The 22737-nt window shown below is 71.1% G+C and carries 22 protein-coding genes and 2 tRNA genes; 8 read left to right on the plus strand and 16 right to left on the minus strand.

Going from position 1 to position 22737, the window contains the following annotated elements; genetic code table 11:
- Positions 1–78: 78 nt before the first annotated feature.
- From ACGFZS_RS42780 to ACGFZS_RS42790, 3 genes are read left to right on the plus strand one after another with little or no spacing between them, the layout of a single operon-like run.
- Positions 79–846, plus strand: coding sequence for an ABC transporter ATP-binding protein (locus ACGFZS_RS42780; RefSeq protein WP_393799681.1), 768 nt, complete (start codon positions 79–81; stop codon positions 844–846).
- A complete protein-coding gene (locus ACGFZS_RS42785; protein ID WP_393799682.1) occupies positions 843–1706 on the plus strand; it encodes an ABC transporter permease in 864 nt (287 codons plus the stop codon). The genes ACGFZS_RS42780 and ACGFZS_RS42785 overlap by 4 nt, the downstream gene beginning before the upstream one ends.
- Positions 1703–2833 carry an ABC transporter substrate-binding protein gene (locus ACGFZS_RS42790; RefSeq protein WP_393799683.1) on the plus strand — a complete coding sequence of 377 codons (1131 nt, stop codon included), beginning with the start codon at positions 1703–1705 and terminating at the stop codon, positions 2831–2833. The genes ACGFZS_RS42785 and ACGFZS_RS42790 overlap by 4 nt, the downstream gene beginning before the upstream one ends.
- Before the next feature lie 65 nt (positions 2834–2898).
- Here the strand turns inward: ACGFZS_RS42790 and ACGFZS_RS42795 are convergent.
- The 4 genes from ACGFZS_RS42795 to ACGFZS_RS42810 all read right to left on the minus strand — a co-directional run bounded on the left by ACGFZS_RS42795 (position 2899) and on the right by ACGFZS_RS42810 (position 8246).
- A tRNA-Met gene (locus tag ACGFZS_RS42795) sits at positions 2899–2972 on the minus strand.
- 85 nt (positions 2973–3057) lie between these two features.
- Positions 3058–4920 carry a sel1 repeat family protein gene (locus ACGFZS_RS42800; protein ID WP_393799684.1) on the minus strand — a complete coding sequence of 621 codons (1863 nt, stop codon included), beginning with the start codon at positions 4918–4920 and terminating at the stop codon, positions 3058–3060.
- Positions 4921–5136: 216 nt separating this feature from the next.
- Positions 5137–5210: transfer RNA gene (locus ACGFZS_RS42805), tRNA-Met, on the minus strand.
- Positions 5211–5264: 54 nt separating this feature from the next.
- Entirely contained in the window at positions 5265–8246 is a 2982-nt protein-coding gene (locus tag ACGFZS_RS42810; protein ID WP_393799714.1) for a UPF0182 family protein, read from the minus strand.
- Between the two features lie 189 nt (positions 8247–8435).
- Between ACGFZS_RS42810 and ACGFZS_RS42815 the strand changes: the two genes are divergently transcribed.
- Positions 8436–8978, plus strand: coding sequence for a PPA1309 family protein (locus ACGFZS_RS42815; RefSeq protein ID WP_355715843.1), 543 nt, complete (start codon positions 8436–8438; stop codon positions 8976–8978).
- A 71-nt stretch (positions 8979–9049) separates the two neighbouring features.
- Here ACGFZS_RS42815 and ACGFZS_RS42820 read toward each other — a convergent pair whose 3' ends face one another.
- From ACGFZS_RS42820 to ACGFZS_RS42835, 4 genes are all read right to left on the minus strand, one after another.
- Positions 9050–10147 carry a PDZ domain-containing protein gene (locus tag ACGFZS_RS42820; RefSeq protein WP_355715840.1) on the minus strand — a complete coding sequence of 366 codons (1098 nt, stop codon included), beginning with the start codon at positions 10145–10147 and terminating at the stop codon, positions 9050–9052.
- 60 nt (positions 10148–10207) lie between these two features.
- Complete coding sequence (locus ACGFZS_RS42825) at positions 10208–10372, minus strand: hypothetical protein (RefSeq protein ID WP_393799685.1); 165 nt, start codon at positions 10370–10372, stop codon at positions 10208–10210.
- Between the two features lie 116 nt (positions 10373–10488).
- Positions 10489–10950, minus strand: coding sequence for a molybdenum cofactor biosynthesis protein MoaE (locus tag ACGFZS_RS42830; protein WP_355715835.1), 462 nt, complete (start codon positions 10948–10950; stop codon positions 10489–10491).
- 148 nt (positions 10951–11098) lie between these two features.
- Positions 11099–12211, minus strand: a complete 1113-nt coding sequence (locus ACGFZS_RS42835; RefSeq protein ID WP_355715833.1) for an SDR family oxidoreductase — start codon at positions 12209–12211, stop codon at positions 11099–11101.
- A 192-nt stretch (positions 12212–12403) separates the two neighbouring features.
- On the opposite strand from ACGFZS_RS42835, the gene ACGFZS_RS42840 reads away from it, so the two are divergent.
- Both ACGFZS_RS42840 and ACGFZS_RS42845 read left to right on the plus strand, forming a co-directional pair.
- Entirely contained in the window at positions 12404–13831 is a 1428-nt protein-coding gene (locus ACGFZS_RS42840) for a zinc-dependent metalloprotease (RefSeq protein ID WP_393799686.1), read from the plus strand.
- Complete coding sequence (locus ACGFZS_RS42845) at positions 13828–14349, plus strand: NUDIX hydrolase (protein WP_393799687.1); 522 nt, start codon at positions 13828–13830, stop codon at positions 14347–14349. The genes ACGFZS_RS42840 and ACGFZS_RS42845 overlap by 4 nt, the downstream gene beginning before the upstream one ends.
- 55 nt (positions 14350–14404) lie before the next feature.
- On the opposite strand, the gene ACGFZS_RS42850 is transcribed toward ACGFZS_RS42845, so the two are convergent.
- The 4 genes from ACGFZS_RS42850 to ACGFZS_RS42865 form a co-directional block, all read right to left on the minus strand.
- On the minus strand, positions 14405–15160 hold the full coding sequence (locus ACGFZS_RS42850; protein ID WP_393799688.1) for an AIM24 family protein: 756 nt from the start codon (positions 15158–15160) through the stop codon (positions 14405–14407).
- 17 nt (positions 15161–15177) lie between these two features.
- Complete coding sequence (locus ACGFZS_RS42855; protein ID WP_393666543.1) at positions 15178–15858, minus strand: AIM24 family protein; 681 nt, start codon at positions 15856–15858, stop codon at positions 15178–15180.
- 11 nt (positions 15859–15869) lie between these two features.
- Positions 15870–17495 carry a TerD family protein gene (locus ACGFZS_RS42860; protein WP_393799689.1) on the minus strand — a complete coding sequence of 542 codons (1626 nt, stop codon included), beginning with the start codon at positions 17493–17495 and terminating at the stop codon, positions 15870–15872.
- Between the two features lie 137 nt (positions 17496–17632).
- Positions 17633–18229, minus strand: coding sequence for a M48 family metallopeptidase (locus ACGFZS_RS42865; RefSeq protein ID WP_393799690.1), 597 nt, complete (start codon positions 18227–18229; stop codon positions 17633–17635).
- A 226-nt stretch (positions 18230–18455) separates the two neighbouring features.
- On the opposite strand from ACGFZS_RS42865, the gene ACGFZS_RS42870 reads away from it, so the two are divergent.
- Both ACGFZS_RS42870 and ACGFZS_RS42875 read left to right on the plus strand, forming a co-directional pair.
- Positions 18456–19661 (plus strand): TOMM precursor leader peptide-binding protein, encoded by a 1206-nt coding sequence (locus ACGFZS_RS42870; RefSeq protein WP_393799691.1) that lies wholly within the window; start codon positions 18456–18458, stop codon positions 19659–19661.
- The gene (locus ACGFZS_RS42875; RefSeq protein WP_393799692.1) at positions 19654–21042 is read left to right on the plus strand and encodes an ABC1 kinase family protein; all 1389 of its coding nucleotides are present in this window, start codon (positions 19654–19656) and stop codon (positions 21040–21042) included. Before ACGFZS_RS42870 ends, ACGFZS_RS42875 begins: the two co-directional genes overlap by 8 nt.
- A gap of 9 nt (positions 21043–21051) precedes the next feature.
- On the opposite strand, the gene ACGFZS_RS42880 is transcribed toward ACGFZS_RS42875, so the two are convergent.
- From ACGFZS_RS42880 to ACGFZS_RS42895, 4 genes are all read right to left on the minus strand, one after another.
- Positions 21052–21264 (minus strand): hypothetical protein, encoded by a 213-nt coding sequence (locus ACGFZS_RS42880; protein ID WP_359220117.1) that lies wholly within the window; start codon positions 21262–21264, stop codon positions 21052–21054.
- Between the two features lie 134 nt (positions 21265–21398).
- Positions 21399–21725, minus strand: a complete 327-nt coding sequence (locus tag ACGFZS_RS42885; RefSeq protein ID WP_355715807.1) for a hypothetical protein — start codon at positions 21723–21725, stop codon at positions 21399–21401.
- Positions 21722–22090 (minus strand): WhiB family transcriptional regulator, encoded by a 369-nt coding sequence (locus ACGFZS_RS42890; RefSeq protein WP_355715805.1) that lies wholly within the window; start codon positions 22088–22090, stop codon positions 21722–21724. The genes ACGFZS_RS42885 and ACGFZS_RS42890 overlap by 4 nt, the downstream gene beginning before the upstream one ends.
- A gap of 172 nt (positions 22091–22262) precedes the next feature.
- Entirely contained in the window at positions 22263–22580 is a 318-nt protein-coding gene (locus ACGFZS_RS42895) for a hypothetical protein (RefSeq protein ID WP_365686624.1), read from the minus strand.
- Between the last annotated feature and the right edge of the window lie 157 nt (positions 22581–22737).

Below are 22737 nucleotides of genomic sequence, written 5' to 3' on the forward strand. Positions count from 1 at the left end.
TCGTACCCGCACACGGGGTTCCCGAATCTGACAGACCGTCATATGGTCTTCGGGTCCGCACTCTTGCGAGGAGATCCCGTGGGAGAGCCGTATCCGAAGCTCCGCGCCCATGCCCTGACCCGCACCTTCGGCCGAACCCCCCACGCGGTCGACGCCCTCGGCCCCCTCGATCTGACCGTCGCGCCCGGCGAGTTCGTCTGTCTCGTCGGCCCTTCCGGCTGCGGCAAGTCCACCCTCCTGCGCATCACGGCGGGCCTGCTCCGCCCCAGCGGCGGACGCCTGGAGATCCGTACCGACAGCGCCCGCCCGGCCGCGATGATCTTCCAGGACTACGGCATCTACGACTGGAAGACGGTCCTGGCCAACGTCCGCTTCGGCCTCGACGTGCAGCGCGTCCCGCGCCGCGAGGCGGACGCCCGGGCCCGGGACTGGCTGGCCCGGCTGGGCCTGTCCGACTTCGCCGACGCCTACCCGGCGGCCCTGTCCGGCGGCATGCGGCAGCGGGTGGCGATCGCCCGCGCCCTCGCCGTCGAGCCCGAACTCCTCCTCATGGACGAGCCGTTCGCGGCCCTGGACGCCCAACTGCGGGTGATCCTCCAGGACGAACTCCTGGACCTCACCCAGGCGCTGCGCACCACCACCCTCTTCATCACGCACAGCCTGGAGGAGGCACTGGTCCTCGGCGACCGCGTCCTGGTGATGTCCGCCCGCCCCGGCCGGATCATCGCCGAGCACCGCCCGCCGTTCCCGCGCCCGCGCACCGGCACCATCCGCGACACCCCCGAGTTCACGGCGCTGAAGAGCGAACTGTGGGAGCTGCTGCGGAAGGAGGCGGTCCCGGCATGACGACCCTCACCCCGGACCGGGAGAGCCGGGTCCTGGTCCGCGCCCCCGGCCCGGCCGAACTCCACCCGGCCCGCACCCACCGGCGCCGCCGCGCCCTGGAACTGGCCCTCGCCACGGCCGTCCCGGTCGTCCTGGTCCTGCTCTGGCAACTGGCCGCGAACCAGGCGTGGATCGACGACCGCGTCTACCCGGCCCCGTCCACGATCCTCTCCGACGGCTGGCACCGGGCGGCCGCGGGCGACCTGTGGCCGGACGTCCGGGCGACCACCCGCCGGGTGCTCGCGGGCTACGCCGCGGGCACCGCGGCCGGCTATGCGCTGGGGCTGCTGATGGGGTCGTTCCCGCTGGTCAGGGCGGCCCTGGAACCGCTCCTCGACGCCCTGTACGTGGTGCCGAAGCTGGCCCTGCTGCCGATCTTCCTGAACATGTTCGGGCTGGGCGAGGGCCCGCAGGTGGCCCTGGTGGCGGTGACCGTCTTCTTCTTCGTCTGGATCTCCACCATGTCGGCGGTGATCGCCGTCCCGTCCGGCCACCTGGACGCTGGCCGGGTCTTCGGCGCCTCGCCGTGGCAGATGTTCCGGCACGTCCTGCTGCCCGCCTCGCTGCCGGCGGTCCTGGTCGGCGCGCGCATCGCCGCGGGGGTGGCGGTCCTGGTGATCGTCGCCTCCGAGCAGATAGCGGCCACGGACGGCCTCGGGCATCTGATCTTCGACTCGCGGGCGCTGTTCCAGAACGACGTCATGTTCGTGGGGATCGTCTGCGTCGCCGTACTGGGCGTGGTCTTCTCCGAGCTGATCCGGCTCGCCGGACGCCTGCTCACCCCGTGGGCGCCCCGGGACCGGGGACGGGGGCAGTCATGAGAAACCTTCGGTGCCTGGTGGCGACGGCCGCGCTGGCCCTGCTCGCCACGGCCTGCTCGGCGCAGCACCAGGGGGACCGGGAGACGGCCTCGGCGCCCCGCACGGTCCGTCCGGTGGCGGGCTGCGGCAAGGCCTCCTGGACCGACCCTGCCGACCTCTCCCCGACCCGCTCCCCCGCCCGCTGCTCACCCGGGAAGCCGGCGCCCGTCCCGCTCGCGAAGCCGCGCAGGATCACTATCGCGACCGGCACCCTGAGCGCGGAGTACGTGGCCCCTCTGGAAGTCGCCCTCGACAAAGGTGAGTTCAAGGCGGAGGGCCTGGATGTCACGCTCAAGGTCCTGCCGACCCCGGACGCGCTGCCCCTGCTGGCCAAGGGGGACATCGACGCGATGTGGGCGGCACCCGAGGCGGCCGTGATGAACGGCGTCCGGGGCGGCTTCGACATCAAGTGGGTCGCGGGCAACTTCTCGCCCGACCCCGAGTCGCGGAGCGGCCTGTGGGTGCGGCTGAAGAACGGCGAGAGCGCGTCCGGCGTGCGGATGGCGGGGCGCACGCTGGGCACGATGATCGGCAAGGGGTCGGTGATCGCGTACCCCATGCAGAAGGCGCTGGCGAGCCACGGCGGCGGCCTGGACCGGATCCGCTATCAGCAGCTGGGCTCGGCCGACGTCCTCACGGCCCTGCAGAACGGCGGCGTCGACTCGGCCTGGCTGCTCGACCCGGTGTGGCGCCAGGTCACCGGCAAGGCGGGCTACGCGTTCCTGGGCGGCCAGCCGCAGGGCGAACCGCTGGGCGGCATGCTGTACGGCCCCGCGCTGCTGAACGACGACGTGGACGCGGGCGTGGCCCTGCTCAGGGCGTACATCCGGACCGTCGACACGTACTTCGCGGCCGACTACAAGAAGGACGTGAGCTTCGTCACCTACCTCGCGAAGCTCCTGAAGTCCGACGCCGCGATCCTGCGCTCGACCCCGCCGCTGCGCATGGACTGGGAGATCCGGGCGGGTACGACGACCCGTCTGCAGTCGGCGTACCGGGCCCAGGGCGTCACCTCGGGCGCGCCCCTGCCGGAGTCCCGGACGGTGGACCGCGCGCTGTACGAGGAAGCGGTGGGGCACACGCCGTAGAAGCACCGCACGCAGAAACACCGAGGGCCGGAGTCCGTTTCCGGATTCCGGCCCTCGGCCTTGAGTAGCGGGGACAGGATTTGAACCTGCGACCTCTGGGTTATGAGCCCAGCGAGCTACCGAGCTGCTCCACCCCGCGTCGGTGAACTGAACATTACGTGAGGGACGCGGGCAGAGGCAAATCAATACCGGCATCCGCGCCTGACCTGCGGAAATGCCTCGGCCTACGCCGACAGCTCCTCCCGCAGGGCGTCCCGCAGCCGCTCCGCCCGCCCGGTCACCTCGGCCGGTCCCAGGGCCACCGCGCGGTCGGCCCACTGCTGTCCCACGGCCAGCTCGCCCCGACGCGCGTAGACGAGGGCGAGGCGCAACGCCGCCCGTCCGTGCCCCGCGTCGGCGGCCCGCTCCCACCAGACGGCCGCCTCCGGCTCGCTGCCCTCCCGGGCCAGCAGCAGCCCCAGGTTGAACGCGCCGTTGCGCGACCCGGCCTCGGCGGCCGCCCGGTACCAGCGCGCCGCCTCCACCACGTCCCCGCGGGCCGCGGCGAGCATCCCGACCCGCACCTGGGCGCGCCGGTGGCCCTGCGAGGCGGCCCGCTCGTACCACTCCTCGCACTCGGTCTTCACGTTCAGGGAGGACTCCCCGAGCTCGTGCTCGGAGACCGCGGGACGGCGCGCGTCGAGCACGGCGGCGAGCCGGTAGGCGGCCTCGGCGCTGCCCCCGCCCGCCGCGCACCGCAGATGGCGCTCGGCGGCGGCCTCGTCGCCCTCGCGCAGCCGGGCGATGCCGACCTGCAGCGCCGCCTCGGTGTGCCCGGCGGCGGCCGCCCGCTCGTAGCAGCGCAGCGCGACCCGGTCCTCGCCGCGCCCCGCGTAGAGGATCCCGAGGTTGAACGCGGCGTCCACGCTGCCGGCCTCGGCGGCCTTGGAGAACCACGGCTCGGCACCGCTGGTGTCGCCGACCTGGAGCAGCAGGATGGCCAGCGCGTTCGCCGCCTCCCGGTGCCCGGCGTAGGCGGCCCGCCGGTACCACTGCTCGGCCTGCGCGGTCCGTCCCTGCTCGGCGCAGAGCAGCCCGAGGTTGTACGCCCCGTTGTCGTCCCCGGCGTCCAGCGCCGCCCGGTACCAGCGCTCGGCGGTCTGGGTCTCGCCGCGCTCGGCGTGCAGCGCGCCGAGCGCGTTCGCCGCGTTGCCGTCGCCGTCCTGCGCGGCCCGCAGCCACCACACGGCCGCGCTCTCGGTGTCCCCGGCGTCGCGCAGCAGGAAGCCCAGCGCGCAGGCCGCGCGGGCCTCGCCGTCCTTGGCGGAGGTCAGGTACCAGCGCCCGGCCTCCTTGAGCGCGCCGCGCTTCTCCAGGATCGCGCCGAGGTGCAGCGCGGCCCGGCGGTGGCCGCGGGCGGCGGCCTGCCGGTACCACTGCTCCGCCTCTTCGGTCTCCGTCCCCGCTTCTGTACCGGCGTCCGCACCGGCGTCCGCACCTGCGGCGACACCGTTGTCGCCCCCGGCCTCTCCCTCGGCCCCCGTCGCCCTGCGGTCGAGGGCACGGGCCAGCCGGTACGCGGCCTCCCGGTGCCCCCGCTCGGCGGCGGCCCGCATCCACCGGCCGGCGCCCGGGTCCCCGCGGTGCTCCAGCAGGTCGGCCAGCGCGTAGGCGCCGAGCGCGTGTCCCTGCTCGGCGGACTGGCGCAGCCAGTACTCGGCGGCGGGCTCGTCCCCGCGCTCACGGTGGTAGCGGCCCAGCGCGTGGGCGGCGGCCGCGGATCCGGCGACGGCGGCGATCCGCCACCATCCGGCGGCCTCGTCGGGGTAACCGCGCTGGTGCAGCAGGACACCGAGGTTGTTGGCGGCGGCCCGGTCACCGGCACCGGTGGCGGCCCGCAGCTGGGGTTCGGCGCCGTCGAGGTCGCCACGGCGCAGCAGCAGGGCGCCGAGCACACTCATCGACTCGACGTCACCGGCCTCGGCCTGGAGCCGGTGACGTGCCTCCTCAGCGGCCTCGGCGGCCTCGTCGCGGGTCGGCTCCTCGCCCGAAGGCTGCACAAATCGCCCTGTCTCGAACAGAGTTGCCTTGTCCCCCATAACGTTCATCGTCGCACCACCTGCAACCTGGGTACACCACGTATACCGCAGACCGTGAGGTCACTTCAGCGTTTTGTCGACATGCCCACAGAACGACAAGTCAAACACATCTCCCTCAACTCCCCACAGCGGCACGGCGCCCCCGCGCACCGGTACATGCGTTCGCCGCCCGTCCGGACAGCACGAAGGCCCGGATCCCAAAAGGATCCGGGCCTTCGACTTCAGTAGCGGGGACAGGATTTGAACCTGCGACCTCTGGGTTATGAGCCCAGCGAGCTACCGAGCTGCTCCACCCCGCGCCGTTGTGTTGCAACCGTATCACGGCGCGGGGCTGGTTCGATCATCGGCCCGGGCTACCCGCTCGGACTGGCGCTCGCGCCCGGACTGGGACTGCTGCTCGCAGCGGGACTGGCACTGCTGCCGGGACTGCTGCTCGGACTCGGGCTGCTGCTCGCCTTCGTACCGCCGCCGCTCGCCTTGTCGGCCTTGGACTGTGCGTCCTCGGCCCGCTTCAGCGCGTCCTGCAACTCGTCCTGCGCCTTCCCGTACGCCGTCCAGTCGCCCTTCTTCAGGGCCTCCTGGCCCGCGTCGAAGGCCTTCTGGGCGTCGTTCAGCGCCTCCTGGACCGTGGGGTTGGAGGATGTCGGCGGCGTGGTCGTCCCGGTGTCCGAGGATCCGGTGTCCGAACCCTCGGTCCCGAAGACCTTGTTGAGCGCCTTGTCGAGGGTGTCCTCGAAGGCGGTCTTGCCCTCGTAGGTGACCAGCACCTTGCGCAGAAGCGGGTACTTGACCCCGGCGCCGCGGACGTAGACGGGCTCCGCGTAGAGCAGGCCCCCGTCCAGTGGCACGGTCAGCAGATTGCCGTACTCGACCTCCGAGTCGCCGCCCTTGAGGAGTTTGATGGCGGAGGCGATGTCCTGTTCGGAGTTGAGCTTGCTCTGGACCTGTTTGGGTCCGTCGACGGTCGTACTGGTCGGCAGTTTCAGGATTCTGATCTTGCCGTAGTCCTTCGAATCGGCCTCGGAGTCCACCGACATGAACGCGCTGAGGTTGTCTCTGCCGTTGGGCGTGAACGTCGTCGACAGCGAGAACGTCTGCGCGCTCTGGTCGGGCATCTTCATGCTCAGGTAGTACGGCGGCACCGCGTCGCCCGACTTGTTGGTCGGGTCGTCGGGCACCTGCCACACCTCGCTGCCCGTCAGGAACGTCTGGGCGTCCGTCACGTGGTAGCGGGTGAGCAGCTCGCGCTGCACCTTGAACAGATCCTGCGGGTACCGGAGATGAGCCATCAGAGACTGCGAGATGGCGCTGCGGGGCTCCACCGTGCCGGGGAAGGCCTTCATCCAGGTCTTCAGCACCGGGTCCTCGGTGTCCCACTGGTAGAGCTTGACGGCGCCGGTGTACGCGTCGACGGTCGCCTTCACCGAGTTGCGGATGTAGTTGACCTGGTTCTGCTGGGCGACCACCGCGCGGGAGTTGTTGGTCGCGGTCAGCGAGTCGGCGGTGGTGTCACCGAGGGTCGTACGGGAGGCGTACGGATAGCCGTTCGTCGTCGTGTACGCGTCGACGATCCACTGGATACGGCCGTCCACGACCGCCGGGTACGCGTCGCCGTCGATGGTCAGCCACGGGGCGACCGCCTCGACCCGCTCCTTGGGCGTGCGGTTGTACAGGATCCGCGAGCCCTCGCCGATCGCGCCCGAGTACAGGATCTGCGGCTCGTTGAACGCCACCGCGTACGCGGCCCGGTTGATCGGGCTGGAGAGGCTGACCCCGCTCTTGCCCTCGTAGCTGGTGGTCTTCTCACCGCTGTCGTCGGAGTAGTCGATCTCCTTCTGGGGACCGCCGACGATCGAGTAGGTGTTGGTCTTCTCGCCGTAGTAGATCCGCTGCTGGTACGTGCCCAGGTCGCCCTGGGACGGCAGGTCGGACTCGGTGAAGACCGGCTGGCCCTGGCTGTCGGCCTCGGTGCCCTTGGCGGCGACCACGCCGTAGCCGTGGGTGTAGCGGAAGTGGTCGTTGATCCAGTTGTTCTTCGGGATGCCGGCGAGGTTCAGCTCGCGCAGCCCGATGACGGTGTCCTGGACCTTGCCGTTCTTGGTGTAGCGGTCCACGTCCAGATTGTTCGGGAACGCGTAGTAGTTCCGCATCTGCTGGAGTTGCTGGAACGTGGGCGAGACGATGTTCGGGTCCATGATCCGGATGCTCGCCGTGGCGTCGACGTCGTCCCGAAGCTTGCTCTTGTCCGTGGTGGTGCTCTTGCCCGTGTACTCGGTGACCTTGGTGTCGTCGATGCCGTAGGCCTCGCGGGTCGCCTTGAGGTTCTTCTGGACGTACGGGGCTTCCTTGGCCTGCTCGTTCGGCTGGACCTGGAACTTCTGGACGATCGCCGGGTAGAGACCGCCGATGAGGATGGCCGACAGGACCATCAGGCCGAAGCCGATGACGGGCAGCTGCCAGGTGCGCCGCCACAGGGTGGCGAAGAACAGCAGCGCGCAGATGACGGCGATGCAGAACAGGATCGTCTTGGCCGGCAGATACGCGTTCGCGTCGACGTATCTGAGACCCGTCCAGTTGCCGGTGGCCTTGAAGTCGCTGGACTTGACGGCCAGTCCGTACCGGTCGAGCCAGTAGGCGACCGCCTTGAGGGCGACGAAGAAACCGAGCAGCACCGAGAGGTGGCCGGTCGCGGCACCGGTGGCGCGCGCCCCCGGGCTGGTGACGCGCAGCCCGCCGTACAGGTAGTGGGTGAGCGCGGCGGCGATCAGGGAGAGGATCGCGGTGGCGAAGCCGAAGCCCAGCAGGAAGCGGTACCAGGGCAGGTCGAAGGCGTAGAAGGAGACGTCGAGACCGAACTGCGGGTCCTTCTGGTGGAAGGGCACGCCGTTGACCCACATCAGCCAGGTGCGCCACTGGCCGGCCGCGGACGCGCCGGCGATCAGCCCGACCAGCGCGGTGACCGCGAGCAGCAGCCACCTCTTGTACGGCGCGATGCCCATCCGGTACCGGTCGAGGCTCTGCTGCTCCATGGACATGGCGCTCAGCGGCGGCCGCAGCCGGTGCGCGAGCCAGATGTTGAAGCCCACCCCGGCCGCCATCAGCAGCCCGAAGACGGAGAACAGCCCGATCTTGGTCCACAGCGTGGTGGTGAACACCGAGGAGTAGTGCACCGACCGGTACCAGAGCCAGTCCGTCCAGAAGCCCGCGAACATGGTGAACGCCATGCCGAGCACGGCAAGGACGCCCAGGGTCATGAGCAGGGTCCGGACGCGCCGGGACGGACGTCCCGTCGCCCTGATCCGTGGCCCCGTCGGGCCTCCGCCGCGGTCCGGCATCTGGAAAGCCAAGGTGCGCACCTCGAAGTCGCTGTTGATTGATCCGCTGTTGATCCGCTTTTGTTCCGTCAGGCCCCGGTGTCGGTGGGCCTTCCGTGGCCCCCTGTGATCGCGGTGCCACACCTATGCAACTTACTCACGGCTTACTCGGTTCCCGATTCCGGCCATGAACGAGGCAGGATTGTGACCATGTCCAACACTCCCATGGCAGCGAACCCGCTCACCCGGGCCGTGCTCGAGATCGACGAGTACACCTCCGGCCTCGGCTGGGACCAGCCCGCTCGCCTCTTCGCCCTCGTCGACACCGCACGGCTGCGTACCCAGGAACCGGCCCTCGCCGCCCAGCTCGGTCTGGAGGAGGAGTCCGCGACCACCGGCCTCACCCCGATCGAGCAGGACGAAGTGCCAACGGACAAGGCGCTGGACGAGTTCCTGGGCACCATCGCCTGGCCGGACGCGGTGGTGGGCTGCGCGCTCACGGTGGAACGCCTGATGCTGCCGCCGTCCGCCGAGTCCCAGGTCCCCGAGGGACTGAGCGAGGCCAAGCTGGCCAGGTGGGTGGCCCAGCACCCCGAGCGCCAGGAGGTCCGGATGACGGTCGGCGTGCTGCGCGACGGCAGCCGCGACTCGGCCGTGCGCCTGCGCGAGAAGGACTCGCCGACGGAGGTCCTCACCGGACCCGACCTGGTCCCGGGTCTGGCGGACGCGCTGAAGGCGACCTTCGAGGACTGAGCCCCTCGGTCACGGCACCGGGGGCGCCCTTCGTCAGGAAGGGCGCCCCCGGCCGTGTCCGGGTCCGTGTGTCAGCCCTTGGTGCCGCACTTCGGCAGGTCGGCGGTGTCCCCGCCGCGGATGTCCTTGAGGGCGTCCAGGGCGTCGCCGATGGTCTTGACCTTGACCAGGGTGAGCCCGCTCGGGGTGTCCTTGGCGGCCTCGGCGCAGTTGTCGGCCGGGGTCAGGAAGTACTGGGCGCCCTTGCTGCGCGCGCCGATGGTCTTCAGCGAGATGCCGCCGATCGGGCCGACCGTGCCGTCGTCGTCGATGGTGCCGGTGCCGGCGACGAACTTGCCGCCGGTGAGGCTGCCCGGGGTGAGCTTGTCGTAGATGCCGAGCGAGAACATGAGTCCCGCGCTGGGCCCCCCGACGTCGGCGAGCTTGATGTCGATGGAGAACGGGAACGTGTGATCGGTCCCGGCGGAGATCCCGACGATGGCCCGCTTCTCGCCGCTGTCGTCGGACGTGGCGGTCTTGATGGTGACGTCCGTGGTCTTGGTGGCCGTCTTGTTCGCCTTCACGGCGGCGGCCTGCTCCTTGGCCGGCACCACGGTGAAGACGACGTCCTGGCCGGGCTTGTGCTTGGTCACCAGCGTGGCGACGTCCTCCGGCTGCTTGACCGCCGTGCCGTCGACGGCCTTGATCACGTCACCGGCGTGCAGCCTGCCCTCGGCGGGCGAGTCCTTGAGCACCGTGGAGACGATCACCCAGGACTTCACCGGGACGCCGAGTTCCTTCAGGGCGGCGACCTTGGCGCTCTCCTGGGACTCGCTGAACTCCTCGGCGTTCTCCTGGGTGGACTGCTGCTCCGTCTTGCCGTTCGGGTACAGCGTGTCGTGCGGCACGACCTTGGTGTCGTGCGAGAGCCACCCGTAGACCGCCTCCACGAGGTTCATCTTGTAGTCGGCGCTGGTGACCCTCACCGTGGTCATGTTCAGATGCCCGGACGTGGCATAGGTCTTGTGCCCGGAGATCTGCAGCACCGGCTCGCCGTCGTGGTCCCCGAGCGTGTTCACGGTCGGGCCGGGGGACATCTCCGAGTACGGCACGTTGATGAGGACTCCGGCGCACAGGAGCGCGATCAGCATCAGAGTCGAGGCGAGCATCGTCGCGGTGCGGCGTGGCATGCGAAGACAGTACGGGACGTGTCTGTCAGCGCACCGTCAGGGCCACCCGTCGCACGCGTCTCAGCTGCCGGTGTGGGACTTCTCCATGGCCTCGCGGAACCGCGCGTACCCGTCGAGTTCCGGCCCGTCGCCGCGCGCTCTTCTGGTCCGATTGGCCCAGCTGCCCCACAGACCGGCACCGACCGCCGCCAAAAGCGGAATCAGCAACCAGACGAGCGCCGCCATGCCGACCTCCCAACCCCTTGAGCGTCCGCGACTGACTGATCAGCAGATTAAACATCCGCAGTGACAACGCTCACGCGGGGGGTACGGTTACGCAACCGGAAACCGGACGGGCTCCTTCAGCAGGCGCCGACCCATTCCTCGGTGCCGTCGGAGAACGTCTGGTGCTTCCAGATGGGCACCTCGTGCTTGAGGTCGTCGATCAGCTTCCGACAGGCTTCAAAGGCATCCCCCCGATGCGGGCACGACACGCCGACGACCACGGCGAGATCACCCACCCGCAGGTCCCCCACCCGGTGCACGGCGGCCAGCGCCCGCACCGGGTACTCCGCGACGACCTTCTCGGCGATCCGCCGCATCTCGCTCTCGGCACTGGGATGGCACGAATACCCGAGCGCGTCCACGTCGGCGCCGCCGTCGTGGTTCCGCACGGTCCCCACGAACAGCGCGATCCCGCCGGCCGCGTCGTCCCCGACAGCCGCGAAGACCTCGTCCACGGAAAGCGCGGTCTCCCGGATCCCGATCAGCTTGACGGGGTCTTCGGCACCCTGCTCACCGGGATGATCGTTCATAGCAGCCATACCCCCATCGTGCCGCAAGCCGGGGACCACACGGAATACGCCTAACACCAGGCACGGGCGCGTACGGCTTTGGAGACTCCTACAGCTCTGCCCGAGCCCCGGTCTTCCCGACCGGGCCGATGCCTTCCTCCCCAGGGGCGAGGAGGACTCAGATCCGCCGCCGCGCCTTGCGGGCCCGCCGCACCACGGCCGCCGCGCCCAGCAGCGCGACCGTCGCTCCCGCCGCGCCCGCGGCCGTCGCGTCCTTCCGGCCGAGCCGCCGTCCGACGACGGTGTGCCGGCCGGACACCTCCTCCAGCAACTCGGCGAGCACCTCCTCGTTCGTCCACCCGGGCCGCCACCCGGCGTCGTGCAGCCGGCTCCCGCTCACCACCCACGGATACATCGTGTACGCGAGGTCCCCGGCCGGCGACGGCGTGAGCCCGATCCGGTGCAGCCGGGCCGCCGCGCCGAGCGCGACCGCCGACGGCAGCTCCATCCGCCGGATCCCGCTGAGCTCCTCGACCTCCTCCTGCTCCAGCCATCCGTCGCACCCGACGGCGAGTTCCCCGTCGACCTTCTCCAGGACGGCGTACTCGAGCGCACCGCACAGGTCCTCGACATGGCAGAACTGCCAGGCGGGCCGCGATCCGGCGACGACGAGCAGCCGGGGCGACTCAAAATAGCGGGTCAGCGCGGTGTCGGTGCCGCCCACGAGCACCGCGGGGCGCACGACGGTGACATTGAGCCCGGGGTGCGCGCGGGGCGCCCGGCGCGCGAGCCGCTCGATCTCCAGCAGGTCGCCCACGCCCGTGGCCTCCGCGGTCGCCCGCAGCTCGGCGTCCTCGGAGAGCGGCAGCTCGTTGTCCGGCAGCGCGCCGTAGACCATCGCGGAGGTGCAAAGCACCACGCGGTGCACACCGGCGGCGGCCGCGGCCGTCAGCACGGTCTGCGTGCCGCGCACGTTGTACGCCGTGCGCGCCGCCGGATCGGTCTCCAGGTCGAGGTCGAGCGCGAGATGCACCACCACGTCGGCCCCGCGGAGCTTGTCGGCGATGGCCGGATCCCGTACGTCGAGGATGTGCCACTGGGCGTCCGCGCACTCCCCACGCCGCTCGTCGATGGCGATGACCTGCTTGATCTCCTCGGACGCGGCCAGCCGCTCGGTGAGCAGCGCGCCGACCCCGGTCGCGGCGCCGGTCACGGCGACGACGGGCCCGCGCAGAGCGGGAGGGGTTGAGTGGTTTCGCGCTGCGCGAACCTGCGGATCTGGGGAACTCACCGGGCGTCTCCAGCGGTTGTCTTCAGTACGAGCGTGAGTGACGCGTACGTACCAGGTGGCATCCATCCTGCCGCAGGCCGACTGTCGGCGAAGCACCGAGGCCCGATCGGGCTCGGGTGTCTACGCTGGGTGGTGTTGTCGGGCAGCCGCGCCGCCGGAGAGAACCGGTGGCCTTACCAGCCGAGGATTCCCGTGAGTGACACCCCATTCGGTTTCGGCCTTCCGCCGGAGGAGCCGGAAGACGGCGACGAGGGCAAGAAGAAGGACCAGCAGAGCGGTGGTGGGCAGGGACCGGCCAACCCGTTCGGTTTCGGCACACCCGGAGCCGGCGGCTTCGGCGGCCCCGGCGCCGACAATCCGTTCGCTGCCATGTTCGGTTCACTGAACCCCACCGACCTGGGCGCGGCCTTCCAGCAGCTGGGCCAGATGCTCTCGTACGAGGGCGGCCCGGTGAACTGGGACATGGCCAAGCAGATCGCCCGCCAGACGGTCTCCCAGGGCACGTCGGACGGCGTCAAGGACGCGAGCGTGGGCCCCGCCGAGCACACGGCGGTCCAGGAGGCCGTCCGCCTGGCCGACCTGTGGCTGGACGACGCGACGTCGCTGCCGTCCGGTTCCGGCTCGGCCGTGGCCTGGTCGCGCGCGGAGTGGGTCGAGGCGACGCTGCCCGCCTGGCAGGAGCTGGTCGACCCGGTGGCCGAGCGGGTCGGCGCCGCGATGGGCGACGTCCTGCCGGAGGAGATGCAGGCCATGGCGGGCCCGCTGATCGGCATGATGCGCTCCATGGGCGGCGCCATGTTCGGCACCCAGATCGGGCAGGCCGTCGGCGTGCTCGCGGGCGAGGTCGTCGGCTCGACCGACATCGGCCTGCCGCTGACCCCGGCCGGCAAGGCCGCGCTGCTGCCGGTGAACATCGAGGCGTTCGGCAAGGATCTCGGCGTGCCGAAGGAGGAGGTGCGGCTGTACCTCGCGCTGCGCGAGGCGGCCCACCAGCGCCTGTTCGCGCATGTGCCGTGGCTGCGCTCGCACCTGTTCGGCGCGGTCGACGGGTACGCGCGCGGGATCAAGGTCGACACGGCCAAGCTGGAGGACGTGGTCGGCCAGTTCGACCCGCAGAACCCCGAGCAGCTGCAGGACGCCCTTCAGCAGGGCATGTTCCAGCCGGAGGACACCCCCGAGCAGAAGGCGGCCCTGGCCCGTCTGGAGACCGCTCTGGCGCTCGTGGAGGGCTGGGTGGACGCGGTGGTCCACGCGGCCGCGAAACCGCGTCTGTCGTCCGCCGACGCGCTGCGCGAGACCCTGCGCCGCCGCCGTGCCACGGGCGGTCCCGCGGAGCAGACCTTCGCCACGCTGATCGGCCTGGAGCTGCGCCCCCGCCGGCTGCGCGACGCCTCCCGCCTGTGGGCCTCGCTCACGGACGCGCGCGGTGTCGACGGCCGGGACGCCCTGTGGGCCCACCCGGACATGCTGCCGACGGCCTCCGACCTGGACGACCCGGACGGCTTCGTGCACCGCGAGCAGCTGGACTTCTCCGAGCTGGACAAGATGCTCGGCGAGGCGGCCCAGAAGCCCGACCTGCGCAAGAAGGACGACCGGGCCGAGGGCGACGACACCGAGTGAGCCTGTACGACGACGCGGTCCTCGTCCTCAAGGGGTACGAGGGCCAGGAAGAGCTGTGCCAGGCCTACCTGGACCATCTCGCGGCCCACCCCGACGGCATGTGGAAGGCCTGTCACGCGGGCCATGTGACGGCGAGCGCCCTGGTGGTGGACCCGGGGCACGGCCGGGTGCTGCTGACCCTGCACAGGAAGCTGCGGATGTGGCTGCAGATGGGCGGCCACTGCGAGCCGGGCGATGCCGACGTGGCCGCCGCGGCCCTGCGGGAGGCGACCGAGGAGTCCGGCGTCCCCGGGCTGACCCTGCTGCCGGGCGGCCCGGTCCGCCTGGACCGGCATGCGATCCCGGCGCCCTGCCACTGGCACTTCGACGTCCAGTACGCGGCCCTGGCCCCGCCCGGCGCCGCCCACGCGATCAGCGACGAGTCCCTCGACCTGCGCTGGTTCGCCTACGACGAGGTCCCGGCGGTCGCCGACGACTCGGTCGTACGGCTGCTGGAGGCGACCCGCGCCCGGCTCTGAGACCGACCGACGGGTAAGGGGCGACCGCCCTGGCGGTCGCCCCTTACCCGGGCGTTCAGCTCCAGACGTTGCCCTGGTTCATCCCGCGCGCGCCCTGCTGGCCCATGCCGAACTGGGCGGCGAGGCCCTGACCGATCTGGGCGCTCTGCGGAGGCAGCAGTTCACTCGGCTGGACCAACGCGAAGCCACTTCCCATGAAGCTCAGCTCCCAGCCCTCACCGGTGTTGCCCCGGCGCCGCCACACACCCGAGGAATGCGTCTGGGCCTGCATCTGGACACGCAGCCCGGTGGACCAGGCGACGATCGCGTCGGCGTCGCAGTTGACGTACTTGTCGGGCGTGACCTGCATCAGCAGCGGCGCCCCGGAGGTCATCAGGGCGACCTTGCCGTGGCCGGTGATGTTGAGCTGGTACTTCCCGGACCCGGAGATGCCGTAGAGGCTGTCGACGGCGACGACCTCGTGGTGCAGCGAGGAGTCCATGGCGAGGACGTAGGAGCTGTCCACGGTCAGGCCGTCCTGCTCGACGTCCAGGACGTGGATGTGCTGGGCCAGGTTGGCGAAGTACACCGTGCCCTGCCCGTGGCAGCGCATCAGGTCCAGGCCCTCACCGGTGTACGCACGCGCGCGTGCCTGGTTGTGGCCCTGGTACTCGGCGTCGAACTCGACGAGCCCCTGGTAGGCGACCATCGTGCCCTTGCGGGCGAGGATGTCGTCGTGGCCCTCCAGGACGACCCGCAGCATCTGCTTGTTCTGGAGGCTGTAGCGGTCCCGGGCCTGGGAGTCGTTGAAGGCGAAAAGCGGGCTCTGCATGGTTCTCTGACTCCCCCTCAGCCCCGGAACCGGAGCCGGTCGGTGCTGTCCTCGCTGGGCTGGACGACGACGATGCCCTGGCCGGAGAAGGCCATCTGGTAGGCCTCGCCGCTGCCCCGGCCGATCAGCGACTGCGCCTTGAAGCTGCGCTTGCCCTTCACCTTGAGGTTCGGCGACCAGGCCACCAGCGCGTCCGGGTCGACGTACGTCTCGTCCTCGCCGCCGCCGCAGTCGACGACGATCGGCTTGCCCCGGGAGGTCAGCGCGACCCAGCCCTGCCCGGAGATCCTGGTGTTCCACAGGCCCTGCCCGGCGAACTTCGCCAGCCCCTTGACCCGCTCCACGCCCCAGGTGAGGTGGGCGTCGAAGGCGAGCAGGTTGGTGGCGTTGACGGAGATGCCGTCGCCGTTGAGGTTGATGACGACGACGTTCGCGCCGTAGTCGGCGAGGTAGAGCAGGCCGTCGCCGGAGCACTTCATCAGGGGCGCCCCCTCGCCGGTCACCCAGTCCCGGGCGATCTGGCGGACGGCCGGCGGGTTGGGCTCGTACTGGACGAAGCCCTCGTAGGCGACCATCGACCCCACGCGCGCGAGGAGGTCGTTCCCGGTCTGCATGGCGACCTTCAGCATGTGGTCGCCATGGTTGTCCATACGGGCGGTGACGGGTGCGGGAGCGTAGCCCGCGAGCGGCTGGTTCATGACGGGCTCCCTCAGACCTCGTACGGCTGGACGACGATGAAGTTCCCGGGCGCACCGCGGAACTGCAGGTTGACGCTCTCGCCGGTGTCGCCCGGGTAGGCGTTGCGGCGCATCCGGACCTGGCTGGAGACGATCACCTGGGAGGCGGCCGACCAGGCGACGATCGCGTTGCAATCCGCGAAGGTCGTCGGGGTCACGGGCAGCACCACGGGCGTGCCGTGCGTCTTGACGACGATCGTGCCGGTGCCCTGGAACTGCATCGTGAACAGCGCGCCGCCGGGGATGCCGTGGCCCTCGACCCGGCGGACCTCGTACTGGAGGCTCTCGTCGAAGGCGAGGACGCTCTCGGCGGAGACGCAGATCGCGTCGCCCTGGAGCTCGATCGGGTGCAGGTGCGCGGAGTTCTCGGCGAGGAAGACCTGGCCGTGGCCGGTGCAGCGCATCAGCTGCATCTCCTGGCCGGTGGCGTTGCCCACGAGCCGGCCGGCGAATCCGGCGCCCTTGTAGCTGAAGTCGACCTTGCCCTGGTAGAGCACCATGCTGCCCTGCCGGGCCAGTACCGGCTGCCCGCCCATCCCGAGGTCGACGCGGACGAGCTTGCTGTTCTGCGGGGTCCAGCGCTGCCCGGTGGGCGTCTCCTTGAACTTCTGGAGCGCGGCACCGACACCGGCACCGCCCTGCGGAGCGCCCTGCGGGACCGCGTAGGCCTGCTGACCGGGGACCTGCCCGAACGGCGGCTGCTGGCCGTAGCCCGGGGGCGGGGCCGGGGCCTGCGGGGGCGCCGGGGGCTGGCCGTAGCCGGGCGGCATGGGCGCGCTCGGGGCGGGCGGCTGGCCGTAGGGCGCGGGCGCCGGGGACGGGGGCGGCACGGTGCCGGGGACGGGCGGGGTCATCGGGGCGATGACGGTGGGCGCGCCGTGCATGTTCGGGGCCGGTACAGGCCCGGGGGCCGGGGGCGGGGTGAAGCCCTGCGGCGCGGGCGCGGGGGCCGGGGCGGGAGCCGGCGCGGGTGCGGGGGCCGGTGCGGCCGGGGCGGCGAACGCGGGCGGCGCGAATCCGGGCGCGGACCCGGCCTGCGACGGCTGCGGCTCGGGCGCGGCGGGCGCCTCCTCCATCACCTCGCCGCCGAAGTTCTTCAGCAGCGCCTCAAGACCGCCGTCGAAACCCTGGCCGACGGCGGCGAAGCGCCACACGTCCTTCAGGTAGAAGTCACCCAGCATCACGGCGCGTTCGGTGGAGAACTCCGAGCCGTTGAACGAGTACCGGGCCACCTCCTCGCCGCCCGCGACGATCCGGATGTATCCGGGAGCGACCTGCGACATCTGGCCGGCGCCGTCGAGGGTCGCCGTGAACGCCAGCTTCTGGATCTGCGGCGGGATCCTGTCCAGCGTGATCCGGAAGGACTCCGTGTCGCCCGCCTGCGCGCCCAGCAGCTGGATGGACTCCTCGGGGGACTTCGGCTGGTTGAAGAAGACGAAGTAGCGGTCGTCCGAGAGCCGTTCGTCGGCGTCGAGGCCGAAGCAGCTGATGTCGAACGTCAGACCGGGCCCGGAGATCTGCACCCCTACGTACAGGTCCGTGCCGGCCGTGAGGTCACTGATCCTGGCCTTGTGGCCGCGTTGGAATTCCCTGGCCATGCGTTACGACCGTCCCCCATCCCGAATGTGAGTGCGTCGCGCCAGGCTAACGGCTAACTCGGACATCGGAAGAAGTCGGTACAGACCCGGTACACAACCGCGCTCAGCGACCCCGCGGGGAGCACTCCCGGGGCGTGTCACTCATCGCGCGCGCCGGGCACCGGCGGCAACCGGTCCGCGGCGACCACCCCTTCGAGATAGCCCCGGGCCCGCTCGGTCCGCGGATACGCCTCCAGGAGCCGCCAGAACCGGGGCCCGTGCCCCGGCACCAGCAGATGCGCCAGTTCATGACAGAGGACGTAGTCGACGACGTACTCGGGCATGCCCTGGAGCCGGTGCGAGAGCCGGATGCTGCCCTCGGCCGGGGTGCACGAACCCCAGCGGGTGTTCTGGTTGGTGACCCAGCGCACCGAGGCGGGGCGGGCCCGGCCGTCGAAGTACTGGTCCGACAGCCGCTGGGCGCGCTCGGACAGTTCGGCGTCGCCCAGCACTCGCCTGCTCTCCTGGGCGGCGAGTTTGTTGAGCATGACGGTCACCCAGCGTTTCTCCTCCGCCTCGGACATCCGGGCGGGGATCAGCACGACGGTGCGATCGCCCTCGCGGTACGCGGAAACGGTCCGGCGGCGCCGGGCGCTCCTGCGTACCTCGATCGCGCTCACCCCCGGGCCGCTGGGCGGCTGGCTCGTCGTGCTGCGCTGTGGCTTTCCGGCGCGGTGCAGTGGGTCGGCGGGCACGCCCCGACGTTACCCGCTGCACATGCGGGAAGTCCCGGGTCCGGGACGGTTCGATGCCGATCCCCCACCATGCGTTTGATTTGTACGACGAATACCCACCGCCTGTGGACAACTTTCGGCACCCGCCGGGCGGCCCGGGCATGCTGGCACTCGTCGGCGGGGCGTGACCGGCTCCACCGGCAGACGGGGACGTTCCACGACCTTTCGACAGTTACGGGGGCCTGTCATGCATCCGTTGGTGAAGCCCGCGCTCCGGCGCGGCTGGCGTGATCTCAACACCGTGCAGTTCGGGATGACCCCGGCGCACGCGATGACCCTCGGGCCGATGGACACGGCGACCGGCAGCTTCCTGGACCTGCTCGACGGCGCCCGGGGCCTGGCCCTGCTGCGCGCGGAGGGGCGGCGCATGGACCTGCCGGACGGGCAGGTCGACGCACTGGTGGAGCGGCTGTCGCGGGCCGGTCTCGTCGACGACCCGCACGGCGGCGGGCCGGCGGCGCAGGAGCTGCGCGCGAAGAAGGAGGTCCTGGAGCGACTGGGTCCCGATCTGGCCTCGCTCTCGCTGACCACTCCGGAGCCGGGCGGCGCCCTCGGCCGGCTGGCGGCCCGGCGTGCCCTGCGGGTGCAGGTGCGGGGTGCCGGCCGGGTCGGGGTCACGCTGGCCGCGCTGCTGTCGGGTGCGGGAGTCGGGGAGGTCGACGTGCGTGACGTGGGCCGGGTCCAGCCGTGGGACGTGGCGCCGGGCGGACTCCCCGCGGAGGCGATCGGCGAGCGCCGGGACGAGGCCGCGCGCCGGGTCGTCCGCCGGGCGGCCCCGGACCGCCCGCCGCGCCGCCCGGACCCGGCCGCCGAGGAACCCGGTCTCTCCCTGGTGGTCGTCGCCCCGCGCGACGACGTCCTGGTGCACGCCCCGGACGCGCGCGCCGCCGAGCCGCTCATGGATTCGGGGACTCCTCATCTCTACACGGGTGTGGTGGAGGGCACGGGTGTCGTCGGCCCGCTCGTCCTGCCCGGCGGGACGGGCTGCGCCCGCTGTCTGCACGAGCACCGCACGGACCGGGACCCGGCCTGGCCGCGCCTGGTCGCCCAGTGGCGTTCCGGGCAGGCCCGCCGGGTGGGCGCCTGCGATCTCACGCTGGCGACGGCCGTGGCCGGACTGGCCGCCGCACATGCCCTCGCCTTCCTCGACGGGGAGTCGCCGGCCGGTACAGGAGTGCGCTGGGAGGCGTCCGTGCCCACGCTGCACTGGCACGCCCGACCGGTGTGGCCGCATCCCGCATGCCCGTGCGGCGCGGCGGAGAAAGCTAAGGGGGAACACTCCTCAACCAACGGGGACCGGCACGAGACAATGGTGGTGCAACGGCCGTCGGCGGATCGACGAGAGCACACGGACGCGGCGCGGCCGACTGGGACTTGGAGGGCGCATGTCTGATCTTCCCCGGAAGGCGGTCACCCGGACCGCCAAGCTCGCCGCGCTCCCGCTCGGCTTCGCCGGCCGGGCGACCTGGGGTCTGGGCAAGCGCATCGTGGGCGAGTCCGCGGAGATCGTCGGCCGCGAGCTGCAACAGCGCACGGCGGAACAACTCTTCAAGGTCCTCGGTGAGTTGAAGGGAGGGGCGATGAAGTTCGGGCAGGCCATGTCCGTCTTCGAGTCCGCCCTCCCGGAGGAGATCGCCGGCCCCTACCGGGCGGCTCTCACCAAACTCCAGGACGCCGCGCCGCCGATGCCGACCCGCACCGTGCACGCGGTGCTCGCCGAGCGGCTCGGGGAGGACTGGCGGGAGCTGTTCGTGGAGTTCGAGGAGAAGCCCGCGGCGGCGGCCTCGATCGGCCAGGTGCACCGTGCGGTGTGGCACGACGGCCGTGAGGTCGCGGTCAAGGTGCAGTACCCGGGAGCGGGCGAGGCCCTCCTGTCCGACCTGGGACAATTGAGCCGCTTCGCCCGCTTGTTGGGTCCGCTGATCCCAGGGATGGACATCAAACCGCTGATCGCGGAGTTGCGCGACCGGGTCTCCGAGGAACTGGACTACGCCCTGGAGGCGCAGGCCCAGGCGGCGCACGCGGAGGAGTTCGAGGACGACCCCGACGTGGTGGTCCCGGCGGTGGTGCACCAGTGCGAGCAGATCCTGGTCACGGAGTGGATGGACGGGATACCGCTGTCCGAGATCATCTCGGGGGGCACCCAGGAGCAGCGCGACCGGGCCGGTCAGCTGCTGGCCCGGTTCCTGTTCTCGGGCCCCGCCCGCACCGGCCTGCTGCACGCCGACCCCCACCCGGGCAACTTCCGTCTGCTGCCGGCCGAGCCGGAGGACGAGGAGGAGTGGCGGCTGGGCGTGCTGGACTTCGGCACGGTCGACCGCCTCGCCGGCGGGCTGCCCGCCACGATCGGCGACTCCCTGCGGATGACGCTGGACGGCGACGCCGAGGCCGTCTACGAGCTGCTGTGCACGGAGGGGTTCGTCAAGGAGTCCATAGAGCTGGACCCGGACGCCGTCCTCGACTATCTGCTGCCGATCATCGAACCGGCCCAGGTAGACGAGTTCACGTTCACCCGGAACTGGATGCGCAGCCAGGCGGCCCGTATCGCCGACCCCCGCAACCCCGCCCACCAGCTGGGCAAACAGCTCAACCTGCCGCCGGCCTACCTGCTGATACACCGGGTGACCCTGAGCACCATCGGCGTGCTGTGCCAGCTGGGCGCGACGGTACGGCTGCGGGAGGAACTGGAGGCATGGCTGCCCGGCTTCGTGCCCGGGGAGTTCACGGAGGCCGAGGAAGCCGACGCGGCGGGGGCGGCCCTGGAAGCGCAGTAGGGGCGGGGGTCACCACCAGGGCGAGTCGAGCCGGCCCTCGATCGCGCGGAGGTTCTCCCTGGAGCAGGTGTCGCAGAAGAACTGACGGACGCCGTTCTCCACGGAGCAGGTCCAGGTGGTGGGCTGGGGGCCGTCGGCCGGGGTGCCGCAGCGGGCGCACACGAGCGGGTGGGGCTCCGTGGCGGAGCCGCCGTGATCACTGCCTCCGGGAAGACTCGTCACCAGGCGACGATAACTCCGCGGCGCGGATCCGAGCGCACAACGCACCGCGGGGGCCGGTCCGTTCGGCCGGACCGGCCCCCGCGGGGAGCTTTCGCCTCCCGAGATCGGGAGGCCACCGCTTCAGGTGTGCTGGGTCACTGCATGACGGCCATGGCGAGCGCACGGCGGGCACGCATCGAGGCGCGCTCGGCCCTGCGCTGCATCCGGCGAGCGGTCACCAGGCGAACCGCCCGGCGTTCCCGTTCGGCCTCGTGCAGTCGCTCGTGCATATGCGCACGAGCCAAGGCTTCTGGGATGAGTTGCATCTCTCGGGTCCTGTTCTGACGCGAGCCGGTGGTGATACCGGCGGAGGTGAAGTCTGGAGTCGCGGAGCCCGCGGGCTCGCTGGTGGACGGCTTCATCGGGGCCTGCTTCTTGGGGTCGTGCGTGAGGGGGCGGTCGATCGTTCCGAGGATGTTCATGCCGTGACCGGGTTCTTGCGCGGGCGGCCACGGGGCCGCTTGCGGGCGACGACGACACCCTGGACGAACAGCTCGCCACCCCAGACGCCCCAGGGCTCACGCCGCTCCTTGGCGCCGGCGAGGCAGGCCTCGATCAGCGGGCAGGTGCGGCAGAGGGACTTGGCGTACTCGACGTCCGCCGGCGTCTCGGCGAAGAAGACCTCCGGGTCGTAGGACCGGCAGGGGACGGGTACGCCGAGGTTCTCGATGGCGTCGTCGAGCGCGGTGAGCGCGGTGAGCGGGATCAAGGTGGAGTCCTCCGTGAGGCCGGGCGGGGGGATCGTTTCGGAAGGCGGTACGGACGGGGCGTGCGCTTCGAGTTGCACGGTTGTTCTTCCTCGTCTGGTCGTGCCGGTCGGGTTGGACCGGTTGGCGGCTGGTACCGGGTTCTGCTCTTGCCCCGAGGCCCCTTCGCTCCGCTCTCCCCGTTCGGGGAAAACAGAAGGGCCGCGGATCCCGGATGGGGTTCCGCGGCCCTGAAGGCGCCGGCCTGATCGATCAGGCTGGATCACTCCAGGGTTCTGGCCCACGGAAGGCCCACATCAGGTGGTGCTGCGTCGTCTGCTTCCGGCTTCCGGCACCGGCTGCCGTAAAGGCATAGGCATTGGCCTGTGCCGCTACTGCTTCCAGTGCCTCGGTCGGTCGCTCATCCCGCTCACGGACAGGAAGACCCGCGAGAGAAACGGAGGACGCCGGACGGACGGCAGAAATGCCGGACAGACCGGTGCCCAGGTTCGAGACGCCGAGCATGCACACGGAGACGGCCGAGAGATCGGTCATTTTGGCCGCGCTGATGTTGGTCTTGATGCTGATCACTGGACTCGCCTCCTCTCGGCGTCTAAGGGACTGGGGTTGAGCCAGTCCTTCGGATATGCAAGTACATCACGGAACCGGGCCTTCGAGAAGGCCGCCGCTTCCGTGCCTAGAACCTATGGGGATTGCTGGGGCATGCGCAAACTATTTTTTCGACGAG

This window comes from Streptomyces sp. NPDC048288 (assembly GCF_043201555.1).
Classification (GTDB): Bacteria; Actinomycetota; Actinomycetes; order Streptomycetales; family Streptomycetaceae; genus Streptomyces.